The organism is Serratia proteamaculans (assembly GCF_013337185.1).
GTDB lineage: Bacteria > Pseudomonadota > Gammaproteobacteria > Enterobacterales > Enterobacteriaceae > Serratia > Serratia proteamaculans_D.
On the sequence record NZ_SWDE01000003.1, the window covers coordinates 465,842 to 485,639 of the forward strand.

16 protein-coding genes are annotated in these 19,798 nt (G+C 56.6%); 7 read left to right on the forward strand and 9 right to left on the reverse strand.

Features of this window, described 5'->3' with window-relative positions; genetic code table 11:
* The first annotated feature begins 37 nt into the window (after positions 1 to 37).
* The 6 genes from mazG to FCL49_RS15745 all read left to right on the forward strand — a co-directional run bounded on the left by mazG (position 38) and on the right by FCL49_RS15745 (position 7,336).
* Positions 38 to 832 (forward strand): nucleoside triphosphate pyrophosphohydrolase, encoded by a 795-nt coding sequence (mazG, locus tag FCL49_RS15720; protein ID WP_174354285.1) that lies wholly within the window; start codon positions 38 to 40, stop codon positions 830 to 832.
* A 367-nt stretch (positions 833 to 1,199) separates the two neighbouring features.
* Positions 1,200 to 2,837 carry a glutamine hydrolyzing CTP synthase gene (gene pyrG, locus FCL49_RS15725; protein WP_174354286.1) on the forward strand — a complete coding sequence of 546 codons (1,638 nt, stop codon included), beginning with the start codon at positions 1,200 to 1,202 and terminating at the stop codon, positions 2,835 to 2,837.
* 81 nt (positions 2,838 to 2,918) lie between these two features.
* The gene (gene eno / locus FCL49_RS15730) at positions 2,919 to 4,214 is read left to right on the forward strand and encodes a phosphopyruvate hydratase (protein WP_099063057.1); all 1,296 of its coding nucleotides are present in this window, start codon (positions 2,919 to 2,921) and stop codon (positions 4,212 to 4,214) included.
* 312 nt (positions 4,215 to 4,526) lie between these two features.
* Positions 4,527 to 5,717 (forward strand): NAD(P)/FAD-dependent oxidoreductase, encoded by a 1,191-nt coding sequence (locus FCL49_RS15735; protein ID WP_174354287.1) that lies wholly within the window; start codon positions 4,527 to 4,529, stop codon positions 5,715 to 5,717.
* Between the two features lie 10 nt (positions 5,718 to 5,727).
* On the forward strand, positions 5,728 to 6,099 hold the full coding sequence (locus FCL49_RS15740; protein ID WP_174354288.1) for a hypothetical protein: 372 nt from the start codon (positions 5,728 to 5,730) through the stop codon (positions 6,097 to 6,099).
* Between the two features lie 46 nt (positions 6,100 to 6,145).
* The gene (locus FCL49_RS15745; protein WP_174354289.1) at positions 6,146 to 7,336 is read left to right on the forward strand and encodes a methionine gamma-lyase; all 1,191 of its coding nucleotides are present in this window, start codon (positions 6,146 to 6,148) and stop codon (positions 7,334 to 7,336) included.
* 35 nt (positions 7,337 to 7,371) lie between these two features.
* On the opposite strand, the gene FCL49_RS15750 is transcribed toward FCL49_RS15745, so the two are convergent.
* The 8 genes from FCL49_RS15750 to FCL49_RS15785 all read right to left on the reverse strand — a co-directional run bounded on the left by FCL49_RS15750 (position 7,372) and on the right by FCL49_RS15785 (position 18,318).
* On the reverse strand, positions 7,372 to 8,895 hold the full coding sequence (locus FCL49_RS15750; protein ID WP_174354290.1) for an HAL/PAL/TAL family ammonia-lyase: 1,524 nt from the start codon (positions 8,893 to 8,895) through the stop codon (positions 7,372 to 7,374).
* Between the two features lie 10 nt (positions 8,896 to 8,905).
* Positions 8,906 to 9,763, reverse strand: a complete 858-nt coding sequence (locus FCL49_RS15755; RefSeq protein ID WP_174354291.1) for a quaternary amine ABC transporter ATP-binding protein — start codon at positions 9,761 to 9,763, stop codon at positions 8,906 to 8,908.
* Positions 9,764 to 9,768: 5 nt separating this feature from the next.
* Positions 9,769 to 10,614, reverse strand: coding sequence for an ABC transporter permease (locus FCL49_RS15760; RefSeq protein ID WP_174354292.1), 846 nt, complete (start codon positions 10,612 to 10,614; stop codon positions 9,769 to 9,771).
* 68 nt (positions 10,615 to 10,682) lie between these two features.
* A complete protein-coding gene (locus FCL49_RS15765) occupies positions 10,683 to 11,648 on the reverse strand; it encodes an ABC transporter substrate-binding protein (RefSeq protein ID WP_174354293.1) in 966 nt (321 codons plus the stop codon).
* A 52-nt stretch (positions 11,649 to 11,700) separates the two neighbouring features.
* Positions 11,701 to 13,092: an amino acid permease gene (locus tag FCL49_RS15770; RefSeq protein ID WP_174354294.1), complete on the reverse strand. Its 1,392-nt coding sequence runs from the start codon at positions 13,090 to 13,092 to the stop codon at positions 11,701 to 11,703.
* A gap of 100 nt (positions 13,093 to 13,192) precedes the next feature.
* Positions 13,193 to 14,728 carry a histidine ammonia-lyase gene (gene hutH / locus FCL49_RS15775; RefSeq protein ID WP_174354295.1) on the reverse strand — a complete coding sequence of 512 codons (1,536 nt, stop codon included), beginning with the start codon at positions 14,726 to 14,728 and terminating at the stop codon, positions 13,193 to 13,195.
* On the reverse strand, positions 14,725 to 16,416 hold the full coding sequence (gene hutU / locus FCL49_RS15780; RefSeq protein ID WP_174354296.1) for a urocanate hydratase: 1,692 nt from the start codon (positions 16,414 to 16,416) through the stop codon (positions 14,725 to 14,727). Before hutU ends, hutH begins: the two co-directional genes overlap by 4 nt.
* 564 nt (positions 16,417 to 16,980) lie before the next feature.
* A complete protein-coding gene (locus FCL49_RS15785; RefSeq protein ID WP_174354297.1) occupies positions 16,981 to 18,318 on the reverse strand; it encodes an MFS transporter in 1,338 nt (445 codons plus the stop codon).
* Positions 18,319 to 18,641: 323 nt separating this feature from the next.
* Between FCL49_RS15785 and queE the strand changes: the two genes are divergently transcribed.
* Positions 18,642 to 19,313 (forward strand): 7-carboxy-7-deazaguanine synthase QueE, encoded by a 672-nt coding sequence (queE, locus tag FCL49_RS15790; protein WP_174354298.1) that lies wholly within the window; start codon positions 18,642 to 18,644, stop codon positions 19,311 to 19,313.
* A 29-nt stretch (positions 19,314 to 19,342) separates the two neighbouring features.
* On the opposite strand, the gene queD is transcribed toward queE, so the two are convergent.
* Entirely contained in the window at positions 19,343 to 19,702 is a 360-nt protein-coding gene (gene queD / locus FCL49_RS15795; protein WP_012005257.1) for a 6-carboxytetrahydropterin synthase QueD, read from the reverse strand.
* Positions 19,703 to 19,798: the final 96 nt, after the last annotated feature.

Below are 19,798 nucleotides of genomic sequence, written 5' to 3' on the forward strand. Positions count from 1 at the left end.
CCATATATTGGGCCCCGCACCTTTCAGAGACTTCGTCATGACCCAATCTTCTCCGCTGCAACGCTTGCTGAACATCATGAAAACGCTGCGCGATCCGCAGGCCGGTTGCCCGTGGGATCGCAAGCAAACCTTCGCCACTATCGCCCCTTACACGCTGGAAGAAACCTATGAGGTGCTCGATGCCATTGAGCGCCAGGACTACGGCGATCTGCGTGATGAACTGGGCGATCTGCTGTTCCAGGTGGTGTTTTACGCTCAAATGGGCCAGGAGCAGGGGCTGTTTGACTTCGACGAGGTGTGCAATGCCATCAGCGACAAGCTGGAACGCCGTCACCCGCATATCTTTGGCGAAGCCGATGCTGCGGACAGTGAAGCCGTTGCGGCGCGCTGGGAGCAACTGAAGGCCGGTGAACGCGCCGAGAAAGAGCTGCATTCGGCGCTGGATGATATTCCTCAGGCGCTGCCGGCGCTGATGAAGGCGCATAAAATCCAGAAACGTTGCGCCTCGGTCGGTTTTGACTGGCACACCCTGGGCCCGGTGCTGGACAAGGTGTACGAAGAGATCGACGAAGTGATGCATGAAGCGCGGCAGGCGGTGGTTGACGAGCAGAAGCTGGAAGAGGAAATCGGCGATCTGTTGTTCGCCACGGTGAATTTATCGCGCCATCTTGGTCACAAGGCAGAAAACGCGCTGCAAGCCGCCAATCGCAAGTTCGAGCGCCGTTTCCGTCAGGTGGAAGAGATCGTCAAACAGCGCGGGCTGCAGATGGGCGAAGCCACGCTGGAGCAGATGGAAGAGGCGTGGCAACAGGTTAAACGCCAGGAAAACTAATCGGCAGCAGTGCTGTCCTATGATTATCGCAATGTTGATCGGCGACAAGATTTATCTAAGCTGAAACGGTTAAGCTCAGGGCCATGGTTTGCTGAACCGCGGCCTGTCGACAGTAAAACGCCAACAAACTGAATTGTAAGGCGTTTTAATATCTCGAAAGGGCGGTAAATTGAGTTTTTCTGTGCTAACTCATTGTTTTAAAAAGACCGTTGCTGGCGGGTCGAGAGAGTAAACCCGGATGAACTCCCGAGGGGAAAAGAGATGATGGACAGTAAAACGATCGTTTGTAGGTCTGAAGAGGTTCGGGTATACTACTTTCCCGTCTTGGTTCTTCCATCGTCTTTAAACCTAAACTCTCAGGTTCAGCATGACAACTAATTATATTTTTGTGACCGGCGGGGTCGTATCCTCTCTGGGTAAAGGCATTGCCGCAGCCTCTCTGGCGGCTATTCTTGAAGCCCGTGGCCTCAACGTTACCATCATGAAACTGGACCCGTACATCAACGTGGATCCGGGCACCATGAGCCCGATTCAGCATGGGGAAGTTTTCGTCACCGAAGACGGCGCAGAAACCGATCTGGATTTGGGTCACTACGAGCGCTACATCCGTACCAAAATGTCGCGCCGCAACAACTTCACTACCGGTCGTATTTACTCCGACGTTCTGCGTAAAGAACGCCGTGGCGACTATCTGGGCGCAACCGTACAGGTTATTCCGCACATCACCAACGCGATCAAAGAGCGTATCCTCGAAGGTGGCGAAGGTCACGACGTGGTATTGGTGGAAGTTGGCGGTACCGTGGGCGATATCGAATCGCTGCCGTTCCTGGAAGCCATTCGTCAGATGGCCGTGGAAGTGGGCCGTGAGCACACCCTGTACATGCACCTGACGCTGGTGCCGTACCTGGCCGCTGCCGGTGAAGTGAAAACCAAACCTACCCAGCATTCCGTAAAAGAGCTGCTTTCCATCGGTATTCAGCCTGATGTGCTGATTTGCCGTTCCGATCGCGCCGTTCCTGCTAACGAACGTGCGAAAATCGCACTTTTCTGTAACGTGCCGGAAAAAGCGGTTATCTCCCTGAAAGACGTTGATTCTATTTATAAAATCCCAGGCCTCTTGAAATCTCAGGGGCTTGATGATTATATTTGTAAACGATTCAGCCTCAATGCGCCGGAAGCCAACCTGGCCGAATGGGAGCAGGTGATTTACGAAGAAGCCAATCCGGGCGGCGAAGTGACCATCGGTATGGTCGGCAAATATGTCGAACTGCCGGATGCCTATAAGTCGGTGATTGAAGCCTTGAAACACGGCGGCCTGAAAAATCGTCTGACCGTGAACATCAAGCTGATCGACTCGCAGGATGTGGAAACCCGCGGCGTAGAAGTGCTGAAAGGTCTGGATGCAATCCTGATCCCGGGCGGCTTCGGTTACCGTGGTGTGGAAGGCAAGGTGATGACCGCGCGTTATGCGCGTGAAAACAACATCCCTTACCTGGGCATCTGTCTGGGGATGCAGGTGGCACTGATGGAGTTCGCCCGCAACGTGGTGGGTATGGAGAACGCCAACTCTACCGAGTTTGTGCCAGACTGTAAGTACCCGGTGGTGGCGTTGATCACCGAGTGGCGTGACGAAGACGGCAACGTCGAAGTGCGTACTGAAGAAAGCGATTTGGGTGGCACGATGCGTGTCGGTGGCCAGCAATGCCACCTGACCGACAATAGCCTGGTGCGTCAGATGTACGGCGAACCGACCATTGTTGAACGTCATCGTCACCGTTATGAAGTTAACAACATGCTGTTGAAGCAGATCGAAGCCGCCGGGCTGCGTGTTGCCGGCCGTTCCGCAGACAACAAGCTGGTTGAGATTATCGAACTGCCGAATCACCCGTGGTTTGTAGCTTGTCAGTTCCACCCGGAATTTACTTCGACGCCGCGTGATGGTCATCCGTTGTTCGCCGGCTTTGTGAAGGCCGCTGGTGAGTATCAGAAGCGCCAGGTGAAATAAAATATTTGGTAGGCGGCGCGCGGTGAGAACCGCGCGCTGTTTGTCTGGAGTTTTAGTTTAACTTGTACTGAGGAAAACCTAATGTCCAAAATCGTTAAAGTCATCGGTCGTGAAATCATCGACTCCCGCGGTAACCCGACTGTTGAAGCCGAAGTGCATCTGGAAGGCGGTTTCGTAGGTCTGGCTGCTGCGCCGTCAGGTGCTTCTACCGGTTCCCGTGAAGCACTGGAACTGCGTGACGGTGACAAGTCTCGTTTCCTGGGTAAAGGCGTACTGAAAGCCGTTGCTGCAGTAAATGGCCCGATTGCTCAGGCAGTACTGGGTAAAGATGCCAAAGACCAGGCTAACATCGACAAGATCATGATCGACCTGGACGGCACCGAAAACAAATCCCAGTTCGGCGCTAACGCCATTCTGGCGGTTTCTCTGGCTGCTGCCAAAGCGGCTGCGGCTTCCAAAGGTATGCCGCTGTATGAGCACATCGCTGAGCTGAATGGCACCCCAGGCAAATTCTCTATGCCACTGCCTATGATGAACATCATCAACGGCGGCGAGCACGCTGACAACAACGTCGATATTCAGGAATTTATGATTCAGCCGGTTGGCGCGAAATCCCTGAAAGAAGCCGTTCGCATCGGTTCTGAAGTTTTCCATCACCTGGCCAAAGTGCTGAAGGCCAAAGGCCTGAACACGGCTGTTGGTGATGAAGGCGGCTACGCACCAAACCTGGGTTCCAACGCTGAAGCGCTGGCAGTTATCGCTGAAGCGGTAAAAGCAGCAGGCTACGAGCTGGGCAAAGACGTGACCCTGGCTATGGACTGTGCGGCTTCCGAGTTCTACAAAGACGGTAAATACGTACTGGCCGGCGAAGGCAACAAAGCCTTCACTTCTGAAGAGTTCACTCACTTCCTGGAAGACCTGACCAAACAGTACCCAATCGTGTCCATCGAAGATGGCCTGGACGAATCTGACTGGGATGGTTTCGCATACCAGACCAAAGTGCTGGGCGACAAAATCCAGCTGGTGGGCGACGACCTGTTCGTTACCAACACCAAGATCCTGAAAGAAGGCATCGACAAAGGCATCGCTAACTCCATCCTGATCAAATTCAACCAGATCGGTTCTCTGACCGAAACCCTGGCTGCTATCAAGATGGCGAAAGACGCAGGCTACACCGCGGTGATCTCTCACCGTTCAGGTGAAACCGAAGACGCAACCATCGCTGATTTGGCGGTAGGTACTGCGGCTGGCCAGATCAAAACCGGTTCCATGAGCCGTTCTGACCGCGTTGCCAAATACAACCAACTGATCCGTATCGAAGAAGCGCTGGGTTCACGCGCACCATTCAATGGCCTGAAAGAAGTTAAAGGTCAGTAATAACGGCTCGATTCGTTGTTAAATAAAAACCCGCTGCGGCGGGTTTTTTTATAGGTATTATTCACTGAACTATAATTACAGTCAGTTATAGTATGTTATTTATTAGTGGCTTATTAATTGTTGTCCTGATGGTTTTTAACTCTATAATTTAATTAGTGTAATAAAATTCTTATTTATAAATATCCTTTTTCATTGCGTTATATCTTTTAGTTACTAGACTGCCAATAAGGCAGAGTATTTACCTCCGTTGTCCTGCCTCCGTTCATTTCCTAAAACATGTGTTGACCTGCAGGTCAGCTGGGTGAGGGCTTGATGCGAAAGCGGATAGTGATTGTCGGCGGTGGTACCGGCGGCACCATTTTGGCCAATTTACTGGCGGCGAAATTACACCGGGAGATTTTGAATAATAAAGTTGAGTTATTAATGATTTCTGACTCTCCGGTCCACTATTATAAACCGGCATTTATGTACGTTGCCTTTAACGCTTTTTTCCAACAGGAATTAACCCGCTCTCAGCAAAGTCTGCTGCGCCCGGAAATAAAATTCATTGTCGATAAAGCCGAGCGATTCGATTTATCTCAAAGGTCGATTTATTGCCAAAGCGGTAAACATTACCCCTATGATTTTCTGGTGTTTGCCACCGGCTGTGTACCCTGGCCGGATCGTATCGACGGGTTGGCACAGGCGGGCGATCACTTTTACCAATATCAGGCCGCCCGGCAGCTGGCCCAAAAGCTGGCAACCATAGAAAAAGGCCGCATTTTTATTACCGTCTCCTTCCCCGAAACCCCTAACGTGCCACATCAGTGCGGCATTGCCCCGATAGAAACTACCTTGATGCTCGATGATTACCTGCGTCGGCGCGGGGTGCGTAAGGCGGTTGAAATTGTTTATACCTATCCCAGCGTCTCGCAGCTGCTGCGTAACTGCCTGTTTTTGCAACGCCCGACGGCCGAAGCCTTGCCGGGCATCTTTGCGGCGCGTGATATTCGCCACCAGCGTGGGTTTACCCTCAGCCGGGTCGATGCACAGCAAAAAATCGCCTACTCCGCTGAGGGAGAGGAACAGCCGTTCGATATCCTGATGGCCACGCCGCCGATCCGCGCCGTAGAGGCAGTGCGCAATACCGGCCTCAGTGAGGGCAACAAGGGTGAAGGCTGGCTGCCGACCGACCATCAGACGCTGCAGGTCTATGGTCAGCAAGGGGTTTACGTCATTGGCGATACGGTGGATCTGCCGGTCAGCAAGGCCGGCGGCTCTTGCCACAATCAGGCTCCGGTGATCGCCGACAATATCGTGGCTGAACTGCGCCTGGGCCAGACCGTCAGCCACTACGACGGCAAGGTGCAGGCGATCGCCCAAATGGGGCTGCAGGCCGGTATGCCGCTGGTTTACGACTATCGCCATGATGTATTGCCGACGCCGTCAACCAAAGTGGGCGGCATGCTGCGCAACGGCTTCAATCGTGGGCTGTATTGGGCGACGGTACGCGGGCTGATTTAATGGAGGGTTTATGAACGCATCTGAACAAGCATCCCTGGCACCCTTGCTCGACAAGTTTCAGCCATTGCTGGCCGGTGGGCGGCTCGATAACGTGGTCGATTTATTATCACTGCTGTCGGACCTGGTGGATATCGCCGATAACGCGCTGGTGGAAAAATTGTCCGGCGTGTTTGAAGACCTGGTGGCGGCAGGCTGGGAAGGGGGAATGGCGTTAAAGATGGCGCATACCGAGCTGCAATTGGATCCGTCACCCGCTAATTTTCGCTCGCTGTATGCCTTGTTACGGCAGCCGGATACTTTGCTGGGTCTGATGCTGGTACTGCGCACCCTGCAAATCATCGGCCAGCGGGTACGCAGCAGCGCGTTACCGCCGGATGTTTAAGCTGAATCATTGAAATTGCTTTTACTCACTCAGGAAAGGAGTTTTCATGTCTGCCACATTTCGGCACGGTTTTGCCACACGTGCGATCCACCATGGCTACGATCCCCAGCAATACCTGGGAGCGCTCTGCCCACCGGTGTTTATGAGTTCGACCTTTACCTTCCCGACGGCGGAATACGGCGGTGCCTGTTTTGCCGGTACTGAGTCAGGCTATTTTTATTCGCGCATTGCCAATCCAACGGTCAATCTGCTGGAGCAGCGAATTGCCGATCTGGAGGGCGGAGAGGCAGCAGTGGCGTTTGCCTCCGGCATGGGCGCGATTACCGCCTGCTGCTGGACGCTGCTTAGTCCGGGTGATGAGCTGATCGCCGATGAGACAATTTATGGCTGCACCTTCAGTTATTTTCATCATGGGCTGGCGCGCTACGGCGTGAAAATTACCCACGTTGACCTGACCCGGCCGGAGCGGTTGGCGGCGGCGATAGGTCCGCATACCCGGCTGGTGTATTGCGAAACGCCGGCAAACCCGAATATGCGCCTGGTCGATATTACAGCAGTGGCCGAGATTGCCCACCGTCAGGGGGCGCTGCTGTTGGTGGATAACACCTATTGCACGCCGTATCTGCAACGGCCGCTGGAATTGGGGGCCGACATTGTGGTGCATTCCGCCACCAAATACATCGGCGGACACGGTGACCTGCTGGCCGGGCTGGCGGTAACGCGTCAGGATCTGGCACAGGACATTCGTTTGGTCGGGCTGAAGGATATGAACGGGGCGGTACTGTCGGCGCAGGATGCCGCACTGTTGCTGCGTGGCCTGAAAACTTTGCCGTTACGAATGGAGCGCCACTGTGATAACGCGCAACGCCTGGCAGAAATGCTGGCGCAGCATTCGGCGGTGGAACGGGTTTATTATCCCGGTCTGGAGGACTTCCCGCAGCATGCCTTGGCGCAGCGGCAAATGGCGCGACCGGGCGGCATGCTGGCATTTGAATTGAAAGGCGGCATGGCGGCGGGGATCCGCTTCCTCAATGGGTTAAGCCTAATCTTGCGAGCCGTCAGCCTGGGGGATTGCGAGTCTCTGGCCCAGCACCCAGCCAGCATGACTCACTCGGCCTACAGTGCCGAAGAGCGGCAGCGTCACCATATCAGCGACGGTTTGGTGCGGCTGTCCGCCGGACTGGAAGATCCTGAAGATCTGCAAGCGGATATCCGTCAGGCATTGGCCCAGCACTAGGTTCGATGCCCCCGCCCAATAGGCAGGGGCAGGGGTTACAGCAGGGCCGGGGCAATTTCCGCCAGTGCCTGCTCGTCCTGTAACAGTGCGGCGCTGCTGGCGATATCCGGTGCCAGCCAGCGGTCCTGATGATAAGGGGCCACCGCTTGTCGCAGCCGTTGCCAGGCGCGTTGGGTGCCGTCGCCGAAACGGTGTTGCTGCAGGAACTCAAAGGCCTGCGCGGCCAGCAGGTATTCAATCGCCAGGATCTGGTTCAGGTTGGCCAGCGCCTTATGCAGCCGCAGCGCCGCCCCGGTCCCCAGACTGAGGTGATCTTCCTGCAGGGCTGAGGTCACATAGTTGTCCACCACGCAAGGCTGCGCCAGTTGGCGGTTCTCCGCACACAGTGATGCTGCCACGTATTGCGCAATCATCATGCCCGAATTCACCCCAGGTTCGCTGACCAGAAATGCCGGCAAACCGCTGACCAGCGGGTTAATCAGTCGATCGATGCGCCGTTCTGCGATACCGCCCAGTTCGGCGATGGCGATTGCCAACAGATCGGCAGCCATGGCCACTGATTCGCCATGCGGATTGGCCTGCGACATTACGCGAAAGTTGTCCGGCGTGCCGAGCAGCAGGGGATTATCGGTGGCGCCGTTCAGTTCGGTTTCAATCTGTCGTTCGGCATGCGCGATTTGATCGCGGCAGGCGCCATGCACCTGTGGGATTGAACGGATGCTCAGCGCATCCTGAGTACGAATACCCTCACTGGCGGCAATCATTTCGCTGCCGTTCAACAGCATCCGCAGATTACTGCCGACCCGTTGCATACCTGGATGGGGTTTCAGCGCCAAAATTTCACTGTCAAAGGCGGCTGCCTGCCCGCCCAGCGCTTCAAAGCTCATCGCCGAGAGCACGTCCGCCCAGCGGGCCAGCCGCCAGGCATCGGCCAGCGCCAGGCAGCTCAACCCCGTCATGCACGGCGTGCCGTTGACCAGGCACAGACCGTCTTTGGCGCCCAGCGGTGGCGGCACAATGCCTTCCTCCGCCAAAGCCTGGGCTGCGCTGACGAGTTGGCCGCGGTAGCTGACTTCGCCCAGCCCGAGCAGCGCGACGCCGACGTGTGCCATATGGGTCAGGTAGCCAACCGATCCCTGCGACGGCACCCGTGGGGTAATCCCCCGGTTCAACAGTGCCAGCAGGGTTTCTACTACCGGGCGTTGAATACCGGATTTGCCGTGGCAATAGTTGACGATAGCGCAGCAGATAATGGCGCGGGTCTGCTCATCGCTCAGCGGTGCCCCCACGCCGCAGGCGTGACTCATCAGTGTGTTGCGGGACAGTTGCGCCAGTTGTTCGCCGTGCAGCGCCTGATTGCACAGCGCCCCCAGACCGGTATTGACGCCATAGGCGCGTTGTTCACTGGCGACAATCTTTTGAACGATGGCCTGCGCATTGTCGATACGCGCCCAGGCAGCGTCAGACAGCTTGAGTGGGGCCTGATATCGGGCCACCGCCACCACGTCCTGCCAACGTAACGGCTGAGTGTCGAGAGTGACCGAAATGGGATAGTGCATATTGCTCTCCTCAGGCACGGGATACCATCACAGGGCGCGGTTTCTGTACGTTTTCATCCAGCGCCAGACGGCGTTGCACGAAGCGGTTAACATATTCATCGGCCGGGTTGTTAAGGATCTCCTGCGGCGTGCCGACCTGGATCAGTTTGCCGTCTTTGAGGATTGCGATCCGGTTACCGATGCGCACGGCCTCGTCCAGATCGTGGGTGATAAACACCAGCGTCTTGTGCAGCTCTTTTTGCAGCGCCAGCAGTTGATCCTGCATCTCGGCGCGGATCAACGGATCCAGCGCACTGAAGGCTTCGTCCAGCAAGATGATATCGGTATCGGTGGCCAGCGCGCGCGCCAGCCCGACACGTTGACGCATACCACCGGAAAGCTGATGCGGGTACGATTTCTCATAGCCCTTCAGCCCGACGGTGTTGATCCAGTGCAGGGCGCGCTCCTGATACACTTCTTTTGTCTCACCGCGGACTTTCAGCCCGTAGGCCACGTTATCCAGCACTGTCTTGTGCGGCAGCAGGCCAAAGCTTTGGAACACCATGCTGATCTTGTGACGGCGGAAGTGCTCAAGCTGCTTTTCGTCGTAACGCAGGATATCTTCGCCGTCCACCAGGATCTGGCCGCTGGTGGGATCGATCAGCCGGTTGAAGTGGCGCACCAGGGTGGATTTCCCCGATCCTGACAAACCCATAATCACGAAGATCTCACCGGCCTCGATCGACATCGACAGATCGTGCACGCCGATCACGCAATCGGTCGCTGCCTGAACTTCCTGCTTGGTTTTGCCCTGTTCGCTCATGGCCAGTGCCGCCGCAGTTTTATGGCCGAAGATCTTGTAGACGTTTTTGATTTCGATTTTGTTCATTGGGGTTACCTCGCAACGGCGGAGCGGCCATAAGCCTGAGTAATACGGTCAATGACCACGGCCAGAATAACGATCGCCAGGCCAGCCTCCAGGCCCAGACCGACGTTCAGTGTCTGAATGCCCACCAGCACGTCTTCGCCCAGACCACGAGCGCCGATCATTGAAGCCACCACCACCATCGACAGCGACATCATGGTGGTCTGGTTGATACCGGCCATAATGCTTGGCAGCGCCAGCGGCAACTGCACGCCGAACAGCTTCTGCCAGCGGTTGGCACCAAAGGCAGTGACGGATTCCATCACTTCCTTGTCCACCTGGCGGATCCCCAAATCGGTCAGGCGGATCAGCGGTGGCGTGGCGTAAATCACCGTCGCCAGAATTGCCGGCACCTTGCCCAGCCCGAACAGCATCAATACCGGGATCAGGTACACGAAGCTTGGCATGGTTTGCATGACGTCCATCAGCGGCATCATCACTGCCCGAACCCGATCGTTACGCGCCGCCAGTACGCCCTGCGGAATACCGATAATCACCGCCAGCAGCGTGGCGACCAGCACCAGTGCCAGGGTCTGCATTAATTTGTCCCACATGCCGGCGGTACCGACCAGCAACAGCAGGCCGACGATCACCACCGTCGGCAGCCAGCGGCGGGTGGCGTGCCAGGCCAGGAGCCCAACCACTGCCAGCATCAGCCACCAGGGCGTAGCACGCAGCAGGCTTTCCAGGTGGATCACCGCCCACAGCAGGGTGTCGGAGATCTTGCGGAACGTATCGCCATAGTTGTTGACCAGGACATCGACCCAGCGATTGATCCAATCGGCGATGGAGAAAGTAAAACGATCTGGAAACATAAGTATTTACCCCTGTCAGGCCCGAAGCGCATCGGCTTCGGGTTGGTGTTTACTGAATGCCAAAGCGATTACAAGGAGGCTTGAATTTTTTTCGCTGCGTCTTCGCTGACCCACTGTTTCCAGATTTCCGGGTGCTGCTTGAAGAACTCCAGCGCCAGCTTCTCTGAGCTGATGCGTTCTTTACTCATGCGCGCCAGATTCTGGTTAACCAGGTCGAGCGGCAAATTGACTTTTGACAGCACCTGCACCAGTTCAGGTGCCTGCTGGTTAAACACGCTGGAAAGGCCGACCTTGATGTGGATGTTCTTGTTCACACCCGGTTCGTCCAGTTTCACCAGGTCGAGCTGGCCCATGATCGGGGTTGGTGACCAGTAGTAGAACAGGATAGGTTCGCCGCGGCGGTAGCTGGAGAGGATCGCGGTATCCAGTGCCGGGCCGGTGCCAGGGCGGAAGTTGGTGAACTTGTCGTCCAGCTTGAATTTTTTGAGGATCGCGGTGTTGTCCAGTTCGCAGGTCCAGCCGGCCGGGCAGTTGTAGAAACGGCCTTTGTCCGGTTCTTCCTGATCGCGGAATACCTGCGCATACTTGGCCAAATCTGGGACGCTTTTCAGATCGGGCGCCAGCGGTTTCAAACTGCGTTTGGCGTCGCCTTCAATCACGTAGCGGGGCACGTACCAGCCTTCGACTGCCCCGACAATCGGTGCGCCGACGCTGACCGCTTTGCCGGCTTTCTCGGCCTTGTTCCAGACTTCGCTACGCCCAATCCACTCTTCGGCGAAGACCTGAATGTCGTTGTTGCCAACCGCCTGCTCCATGGTGATGGAGTTACCCGGCAGCGCGTCGGTTTTGCAGTCGTAGCCCTTTTGCAGCACGTATTGCATGACGTCGGTCAGCAGCATGCCGCTTTCCCAGTTCAACCCGGCGAATTTGACCGGCTTGCCGGATTCGCACCAGCCCGCTGCGCGTGCGGACAGGCTGCCGGTCAGCAGGCCGATCGCGATAAGTGGTATCCATAATTTGTGTCGTGTTTGCATAATGATACTCCAGTGTAATGACTAAGAGCCCGGGAACGGCGGGCTCATGGGGTTAATACTGGGGTGACGATGTGACGGGTGAACCCCCGCCTTTTTTACGTACCCACACCCAGTAAGCCAGGGTAAGGAAGGCCACCCACACCAGCCCGACGTACAGGGCGATGCGGCTGTCTTCGAAGTAACCGAGCAGGCCAATAACGAACAGCATAAATATGGTTGCCAGCGCCGGTGCAACCGGCCACCACGGCACCGGGAAGCTCAGCTTGCTGACCTCCTGCGATGTCAGGGTACGGCGCATGGCAATTTGTGACAGCAGGATCATCAGCCATACCCAGACGGTGGCGAAGGTGGCGATGGAGGCGATGATCATAAATACCTGTTTTGGCATCAGGTAATTGAGTACCACGCCGAGCAGCAGGGCGACCGACATCACCAACACCGTCATCCAGGGCACGCCACTGGAAGTCAGTTTGGAGAAGCTTTTCGGTGCCTGGCCATCCTGCGCCATGCCGTACATCATGCGGCCTGCACCGAAGATGTCGCTGTTAATGGCGGAGATGGCGGCGGTGATCACCACCACGTTCAGCACGTTGGCGGCCGAGCTGATGCCCAGATTGCTGAAGATCTCAACAAAGGGGCTGCCATTCTGACCGATGCTGTTCCACGGATAGATAGCCATCAGCACCAGCAGTGTCAGCACATAAAACAGCAAAATGCGGATCGGTACGGCATTGATCGCCTTCGGCAGCACTTTCGCGGGGTCTTTTGCCTCGCTGGCGGTAATACCGATGATTTCAATGCCGCCAAAGGCGAACATCACCACCGCCAATGAAGCGACCACGCCGCCGATACCGTTAGGCATAAAGCCGCCGTGCGCCCACAGATTGCTGATGCCGGTGGCGTGCTGAGTCTGGCCAAAACCAAACAGCATCACGGCGGCACCGCCGACGATCATCGCCACAATGGCGGCAACCTTGATCAGCGACAGCCAGAACTCCATTTCGCCGAATACTTTCACGCTGCACAGATTGAGCGCGCCGATAAACATGATGATGCTGAGTACCCACACCCATTGGGCGACGTCCGGGAACCACAGCCCCATATAAATGCCGAAGGCGGTCACGTCCGCCAGGGCGACAATCACCATTTCGAAGGTATAGGTCCAGCCGGTGAGGAAGCCGGCCAGCGGGCCAAGGTAGTGGCTGGCGTAGTGGCCGAACGAACCGGAAACCGGCTGATGTACCGCCATTTCTCCCAGCGCGCGCATGACCATAAAGACCGCCGCGCCGCCTACCAGATAGGCCAGCAGCACCGCAGGACCGGCCAGTTGGATCGCCCCGGCGGAGCCATAGAACAGACCGGTGCCGATGGCGGAGCCGAGTGCCATAAAGCGGATATGTCGCGCGTTTAATCCGCGTCTGAGTTGTGGTGTTTCGTTATGCATGTTGCTTCCCGTCGAGTGTTTACGGCAGAACAGGCACGCGCTATCCGCACCGGGCGGATAGCGCCCGGTGGGACAGAACAAACTGCGTGGTAGGTTTTATTTATGCCTGGCTAGGCAGCAGTGCTGCAGGCATTAGCGCGGTCAGGTGACCGGCCGCCAACAGCAGGCTGGCGGCTTCAATGTCGGGGGCGAAGAAACGATCCTTGTCGTAGTAACTGACTTGTTCGCGCAGTGTGCGGCGGGCCTGCTCCAGGCTTTCGGTGGTTTTCAGCCCTTTACGCAGATCCAGCCCCTGACAGGCGGCCAGCCACTCGACGGCCAGAATGCCGCGTACGTTATCCGCCATTTCCCACAGGCGACGACCGGCGGCCGGTGCCATGGAAACGTGGTCTTCCTGGTTGGCCGAGGTCGGAATGCTGTCGACACTGGCCGGGTGCGCCAGTGCCTTGTTTTCGCTGGTCAGCGCCGCGGCGGTCACCTGGGCAATCATAAAGCCGGAGTTCACGCCGCCGTTGTCCACCAGGAAAGGTGGCAGTTGCGACATGTGTTTATCCATCATCAGCGAGATGCGGCGTTCGGACAGTGAACCGATTTCGGCAAACGCCAGCGCCAGGTTGTCGGCGGCCATGGCGACCGGTTCGGCGTGGAAGTTACCGCCGGACAGCACGTCGCCCTGGTCAGCAAAGACCAGTGGGTTGTCGGATACCGCGTTGGCTTCAATTTCCAGCACTTCGGCGGCCTGGCGAATTTGCGTCAGGCAGGCACCCATCACCTGTGGCTGGCAGCGCAGGGAGTAGGGATCCTGCACTTTTTCACAGTTGCGGTGTGAATCGGACACTTCGCTGCGCTCGCCCAGCAGATGGCGGTAAGCGGCGGCGGCGTCGATCTGGCCACGTTGACCGCGCACGGCATGAATGCGCGCATCAAACGGGCTGCGTGAGCCCAGAGCGGCTTCCACCGTCAGGCTACCGGTGACCGTTGCCGCGGCGTACAGGTCTTCCACGTCAAACAAGCCGCGCAGGGCAAAGGCAGCGGAAACCTGGGTGCCGTTCAGCAGAGCCAGGCCTTCTTTGGCCGCCAGCGTCAGCGGCTTCAGGCCCGCTTTGGCCAGCGCTTCGGTGGCAGGCAGCCATTCGCCCTGATAACGGGCCTTGCCTTCACCCAGCAACACCAGGCTCATGTGGGCCAGCGGTGCCAGGTCGCCGGAGGCGCCCACGGAGCCTTTCAGCGGGATATGCGGATAGACTTCGGCGTTGACCAGCGCCATCAGCGCCTGGATCACTTCCAGACGGATGCCGGAGAAGCCGCGCGACAGGCTGTTGATTTTCAACACCATAATCAGGCGCACCAGATTGTCGTCGGTGGGGGCACCGACGCCGGCGGCATGTGACAGCACGATAGAACGCTGCAGGTCTTCCAGATCTTCGCGGGCGATGCGGGTGGAGGCCAGCAGGCCGAAACCGGTGTTAATGCCGTAAGTGGTCCGGTTTTCCTCAACGATGCGCTCAACGCAGGCAACGCTTTTCTGGATATCTGCGTAGGCATTGTCGTCCAGAGTCAGGGTGACCGGGTGTTGATAAATTTCACGCAGTTGCGCCAGTGTCAGTTGGCCAGGGCGGATAGTCAGCGCTTTCATGCTTTGTCTCCTTGAGTCGCAGCCACCATCGGCAGGTTCAACCCTTGCTCGCGGGCGCATTCAATGGCGATGTCGTAACCGGCATCGGCGTGACGCATTACGCCGGTGGCCGGGTCGTTATGCAATACGCGGGCGATGCGTTCTGCGGCTTCATCGGTGCCGTCACAAACGATAACCATACCGGAGTGTTGGGAGAAGCCCATGCCGACGCCGCCGCCGTGGTGCAGGGAAACCCAGGTCGCGCCGCTGGCGGTGTTGAGCAGGGCGTTGAGCAGCGGCCAGTCGGACACGGCGTCTGAGCCGTCTTTCATTGATTCGGTTTCACGGTTCGGGCTGGCGACCGAGCCGGAGTCCAGATGGTCACGGCCGATGACGATAGGGGCGGACAGCTCGCCGCTGCGGACCATTTCGTTGAACGCCAGACCCAGTTTGGCGCGCTGGCCCAGACCGACCCAGCAGATACGTGCCGGCAGACCCTGGAAGCTGATGCGCTCGCGTGCCATATCCAGCCAGCGGTGCAGATGCTCGTCATCCGGGATCAACTCTTTAACCATGGCGTCGGTTTTGTAGATGTCTTGCGGATCGCCAGACAGCGCGGCCCAGCGGAACGGGCCAACACCGCGGCAGAACAGCGGGCGGATATAGGCCGGTACGAAGCCCGGGAAGTCAAAGGCGTTGCTGACGCCCATTTCTTTCGCCATCTGACGAATGTTGTTGCCGTAGTCGAAGGTTGGCACGCCCATTTTCTGGAACGCCAGCATGGCTTCGACGTGTTCGGCCATTGACTGCTTGGCGGCGATCACTACCTGAGCGGGTTCGGTCAGCGCACGCTGACGGTATTCTTCCCAGCTCCAGCCTTTAGGCAGGTAGCCGTTCAGCGGATCGTGGGCGCTGGTCTGGTCGGTGACCATGTCCGGACGCACGCCGCGGCGTACCAGCTCTGGCAGAATGTCTGCCGCGTTACCGCACAGGGCGATGGAGATGGCTTTGCCTTCGGCGGTGTATTTCTTGATGCGGGCCAGTGCATCGTCCAGATCCACCGCTTGTTCATCGACATAGCGGGTTTTCAGGCGGAAATCGATGCGGCTCTGCTGACATTCGATGTTCAGCGAGCAAGCGCCTGCCAGCGTGGCAGCCAGCGGCTGTGCGCCACCCATGCCGCCCAGACCGGCGGTCAGCACCCAGCGACCCTGCAGGCTGCCGTCATAATGCTGGCGACCTGCTTCCACGAAGGTTTCGTAAGTGCCCTGGACGATGCCCTGGCTACCGATGTAGATCCAGCTGCCGGCGGTCATCTGGCCGTACATGGCCAGGCCTTTGGCGTCCAGTTCGTTAAAGTGTTCCCATGTTGCCCAGTGAGGGACCAGGTTGGAGTTGGCAATCAGCACGCGTGGCGCATTGCTGTGGGTTTTGAAAACCCCTACCGGCTTGCCGGACTGCACCAGCAGGGTTTCGTCGTCTTCGAGGGTTTTCAGGGTGGCGACGATTTTGTCGTAGCAATCCCAGTCACGTGCGGCGCGGCCGATGCCGCCGTATACCACCAGCTCATTCGGATTCTCCGCCACTTCGGGATCAAGGTTGTTCATCAGCATGCGCAACGGCGCTTCGGTCAGCCAGCTTTTTGCATTTAATTTTGTGCCGCGTGGCGCGCGTACTTCGACATTGCGAACTTTGTTATTTGCAGTCACAGCATTTTCCTCAAACAGTATTGGTGCAGAATCCCATAACGCGGTGGGGTGAATCACCACGCCATAACAATGCGTAGGGTTTATTAACATATACTTGTATGTACAAGCATATGCAACACCGACCAGTGAAGGACAAAAATGGCATAAGAAAAAGTTATTTTTGTTATTAATCAATGTGATGATATTTAATCAGGCGGTATGTCCATTAGCTGGACAGGAGAGAACAGTGAGCCATTCAACAAAAATGAATTAAAAATGGGTCAATTTTGCGCGTCCAATCACAATAATTTTACATACCCATTACAAGTTAGGCGCTGTGATAAAAAAGTCCTATCGCTGGAAGCAAAACGCCCGCCAGAAGGCGTAATGCTTGTCAGTTAAGGTGATATTGTTCCCTCTCCTTTGGGAGAGGGTTAGGGTGAGGGGATAAACACCAACGCGAAAGCCCCTCACCCCGGCCCTCTCCCTCTGGAGAGGGGGACGCCAACTTAAACAACGTCGTACATTCTGATTCAGAACTTTTCTTAACTGACCGGCATTACGCCAGAAGGCGGGCATTTTTCTTTATGCTGCAGGCTGTAACACCGCCCGGCGGGTCATTTTGAATACCGTGGCGATAGCGGCGATCAACGCCGGCACGCACAGGAACATCAAAATACTCTGCACTTCCCACTGCATAGCCAGCAGCTGCGCCCCCATCATGGTTCCCGCCACGCCACCAAAGCGACCGATGCCCTGCATCCAGGCAATGCCGGTTGCGCGACTATGGGTTGGGTAAAAGGTCGCCGCCAGCGTTTGCAGGCCGGACTGCGCGCCGTTCATGGTGATGCCCATCAGGAAGATAAAGGTGCCCAGCAGCACGATATGGCTGTCTTCGGTGGCCATCGCCACGATCAGCAGCGCGGTAATCACAAAGCCGCTCGACACCACCTTATGGGCGTTCCAGCGGTCCATCAGCCAGCCGGCCACCAGAATGCCGAGGGTGCCACCGAAGGTGAACAGCGAGGTCAGGATCGCCGACTGCTCCAACTGATAGCCCAGTCCCTGCATCAGGATAGGCATCCAGCTCAGCAACACGTAATAAATCACCAGCCCCATAAAATAGGTCAGCCACAGCATCAGCGTACCGGTCAGATAAGGCCGGGTGAACAACAGCCCGACGCTGGTTTTTGACTGCGCCAATTTCTCTTCATACAGATAGAAGCGCGTTACCTTGTCGAGGCCCTGGCTGACAAAACGCTGGGCAATGCGTTTGATTTTGATCGCGTCTTTGCCGCGGTTAACCATGTACTTCACCGATTCCGGCAGGAACAGGATCAACAACACCGTCAACACCAGCGGAGCAATCGCTCCCAGCAACAGCACGCTGTGCCAGCCATAGGCCGGGATAAGCCATGACGAAATCGCTCCGCCGCCTGCGGCGCCCAGAGGGAAACCACAGTACATGGTGTTAATCGCCAATGAACGGCAGCGCTGCGGTGCATATTCGGAAATCAGCGTGATGGCGTTCGGCATGGCCGCTCCCAGCCCCAGACCGGTGAGAAAACGCCACAGCGTCAGGCTATTGAGTGAGCCGGCATAGGCGGTGGCCAGGCTTGAAAGACCGAAGAACAGGCATGAAAACACCAACACCCGTTTGCGACCGATACGGTCGGAGATTGGCCCGGCAACCAGCGCACCGAGTGACAGACCCAACAGGGCGGCGCTCAGCACCGGACCGAGATCCTGTTTTACAATGCCCCAGTCTTTGGCGACCGAAGGGGCGATATACCCCATGGCCGCAGTATCAAAGCCATCAATGGCCAGGATCAGGAATCCCAAAATGATCAAGGTCCAGTGAAACAGCGAGAATTTGCTGTCGTCGATGGCCTGCTGAATATTCAACTCGGTGGAATGAGCCATAGCACCCTCTAAACGCAGATGTGATTGTGATGAATGAACCGCCGGAACTGGCGTCCGACTTGTGCTTGCCTGTATATACATCTGCATGTGAGCGGTTTATGTCAAATATATTTATCTTATACGTTAATTAAATGTTGTTTTTGCGAAGCAGATTACATCGTCAGTGCAAGGGGATGGTTCAGTAAACCAATTAAATGAAGCTGATAGCCGGTCGGATGAGCTGGTTGCAATGCGGAGGATAAAATTTAATACAATTTCGCCTGTTTGGTCACCGGGCCGGAATCTGCGATAATCCCTTTTTACCTATCCAGATTGAGAAACCGATGCAGTACCCGATTAATGAAATGTTCCAAACCTTGCAGGGCGAAGGCTTTTTTACCGGCGTTCCGGCCATTTTTATCCGCCTGCAGGGCTGCCCGGTAGGATGCAGCTGGTGCGATACCAAACATACCTGGGAAAAGGAAGCCAATCGGGAAGTGGATATGCAACGGATTCTGGTGAAAACCGAAGAGAGCGATGCCTGGGGCAGCGCCAGTGCCGAGCAGTTACTGGCAGTCATTCGCCAACAAGGCTACACCGCGCGCCACGTGGTGATCACCGGCGGCGAACCTTGCATTTACGATCTGACCCCGCTGACCGAACTGCTGGAAGACCATGGCTACGGTTGCCAGATTGAAACCAGCGGCACTCATGAGATCCAATGTTCGGCGAAAACCTGGGTGACGGTTTCACCCAAGGTGAATATGCGCGGTGGCATGAAGGTGTTGAACCAGGCTTTGCAACGTGCTGATGAAGTGAAGCATCCGGTCGGACGCGAGCGTGATATTGAAGCGCTGGATGCGCTGCTGTCGACGTTGCACGATGAGAAGTCGCGGATTATCGCGTTGCAGCCGATCAGTCAGAAGGAAGATGCGACCCGCCTGTGTATTGAAACCTGCATAGCGCGCAACTGGCGCCTGTCGATGCAGACCCATAAGTATCTGAATATCGCCTAAAATTCAGGGCGCCATAGGGCGCCCTTAGTTTAACCTTTATACACGCATCCCGCGGTACAGGTTTCTTTCACCATCACCGCAGTCAGTTCCGGCAACTGGGGTTTGAGCTGCTGCCAAATCCAGGCGGCAAGGACTTCGCTGGTGGGATTTTCCAATCCTGGAATATCATTGAGATAATTGTGATCCAGGCGCTCCCAGATTGGGGAGAACACGGCTTTAAGCTCGGCGAAATCCATCACCCAACCGGTGTGTGCATCCACTTCACCGGTCACTTCCAGACGCACCATAAACGAATGCCCGTGCAGACGGCCGCATTTATGGCCCTCCGCTACGTTCGGCAAGCGGTGTGCGGCTTCAAACTGAAAATCTTTAAACAGCGTGGTTGCCATTATTACGGCCTCATTGACTCAAAAACCGCCGAAGTTTACCGGAAACGGAGCTTTCTTGCCATTTATACCGCTTTGGTCTACCGGCAGCGCGAGCAA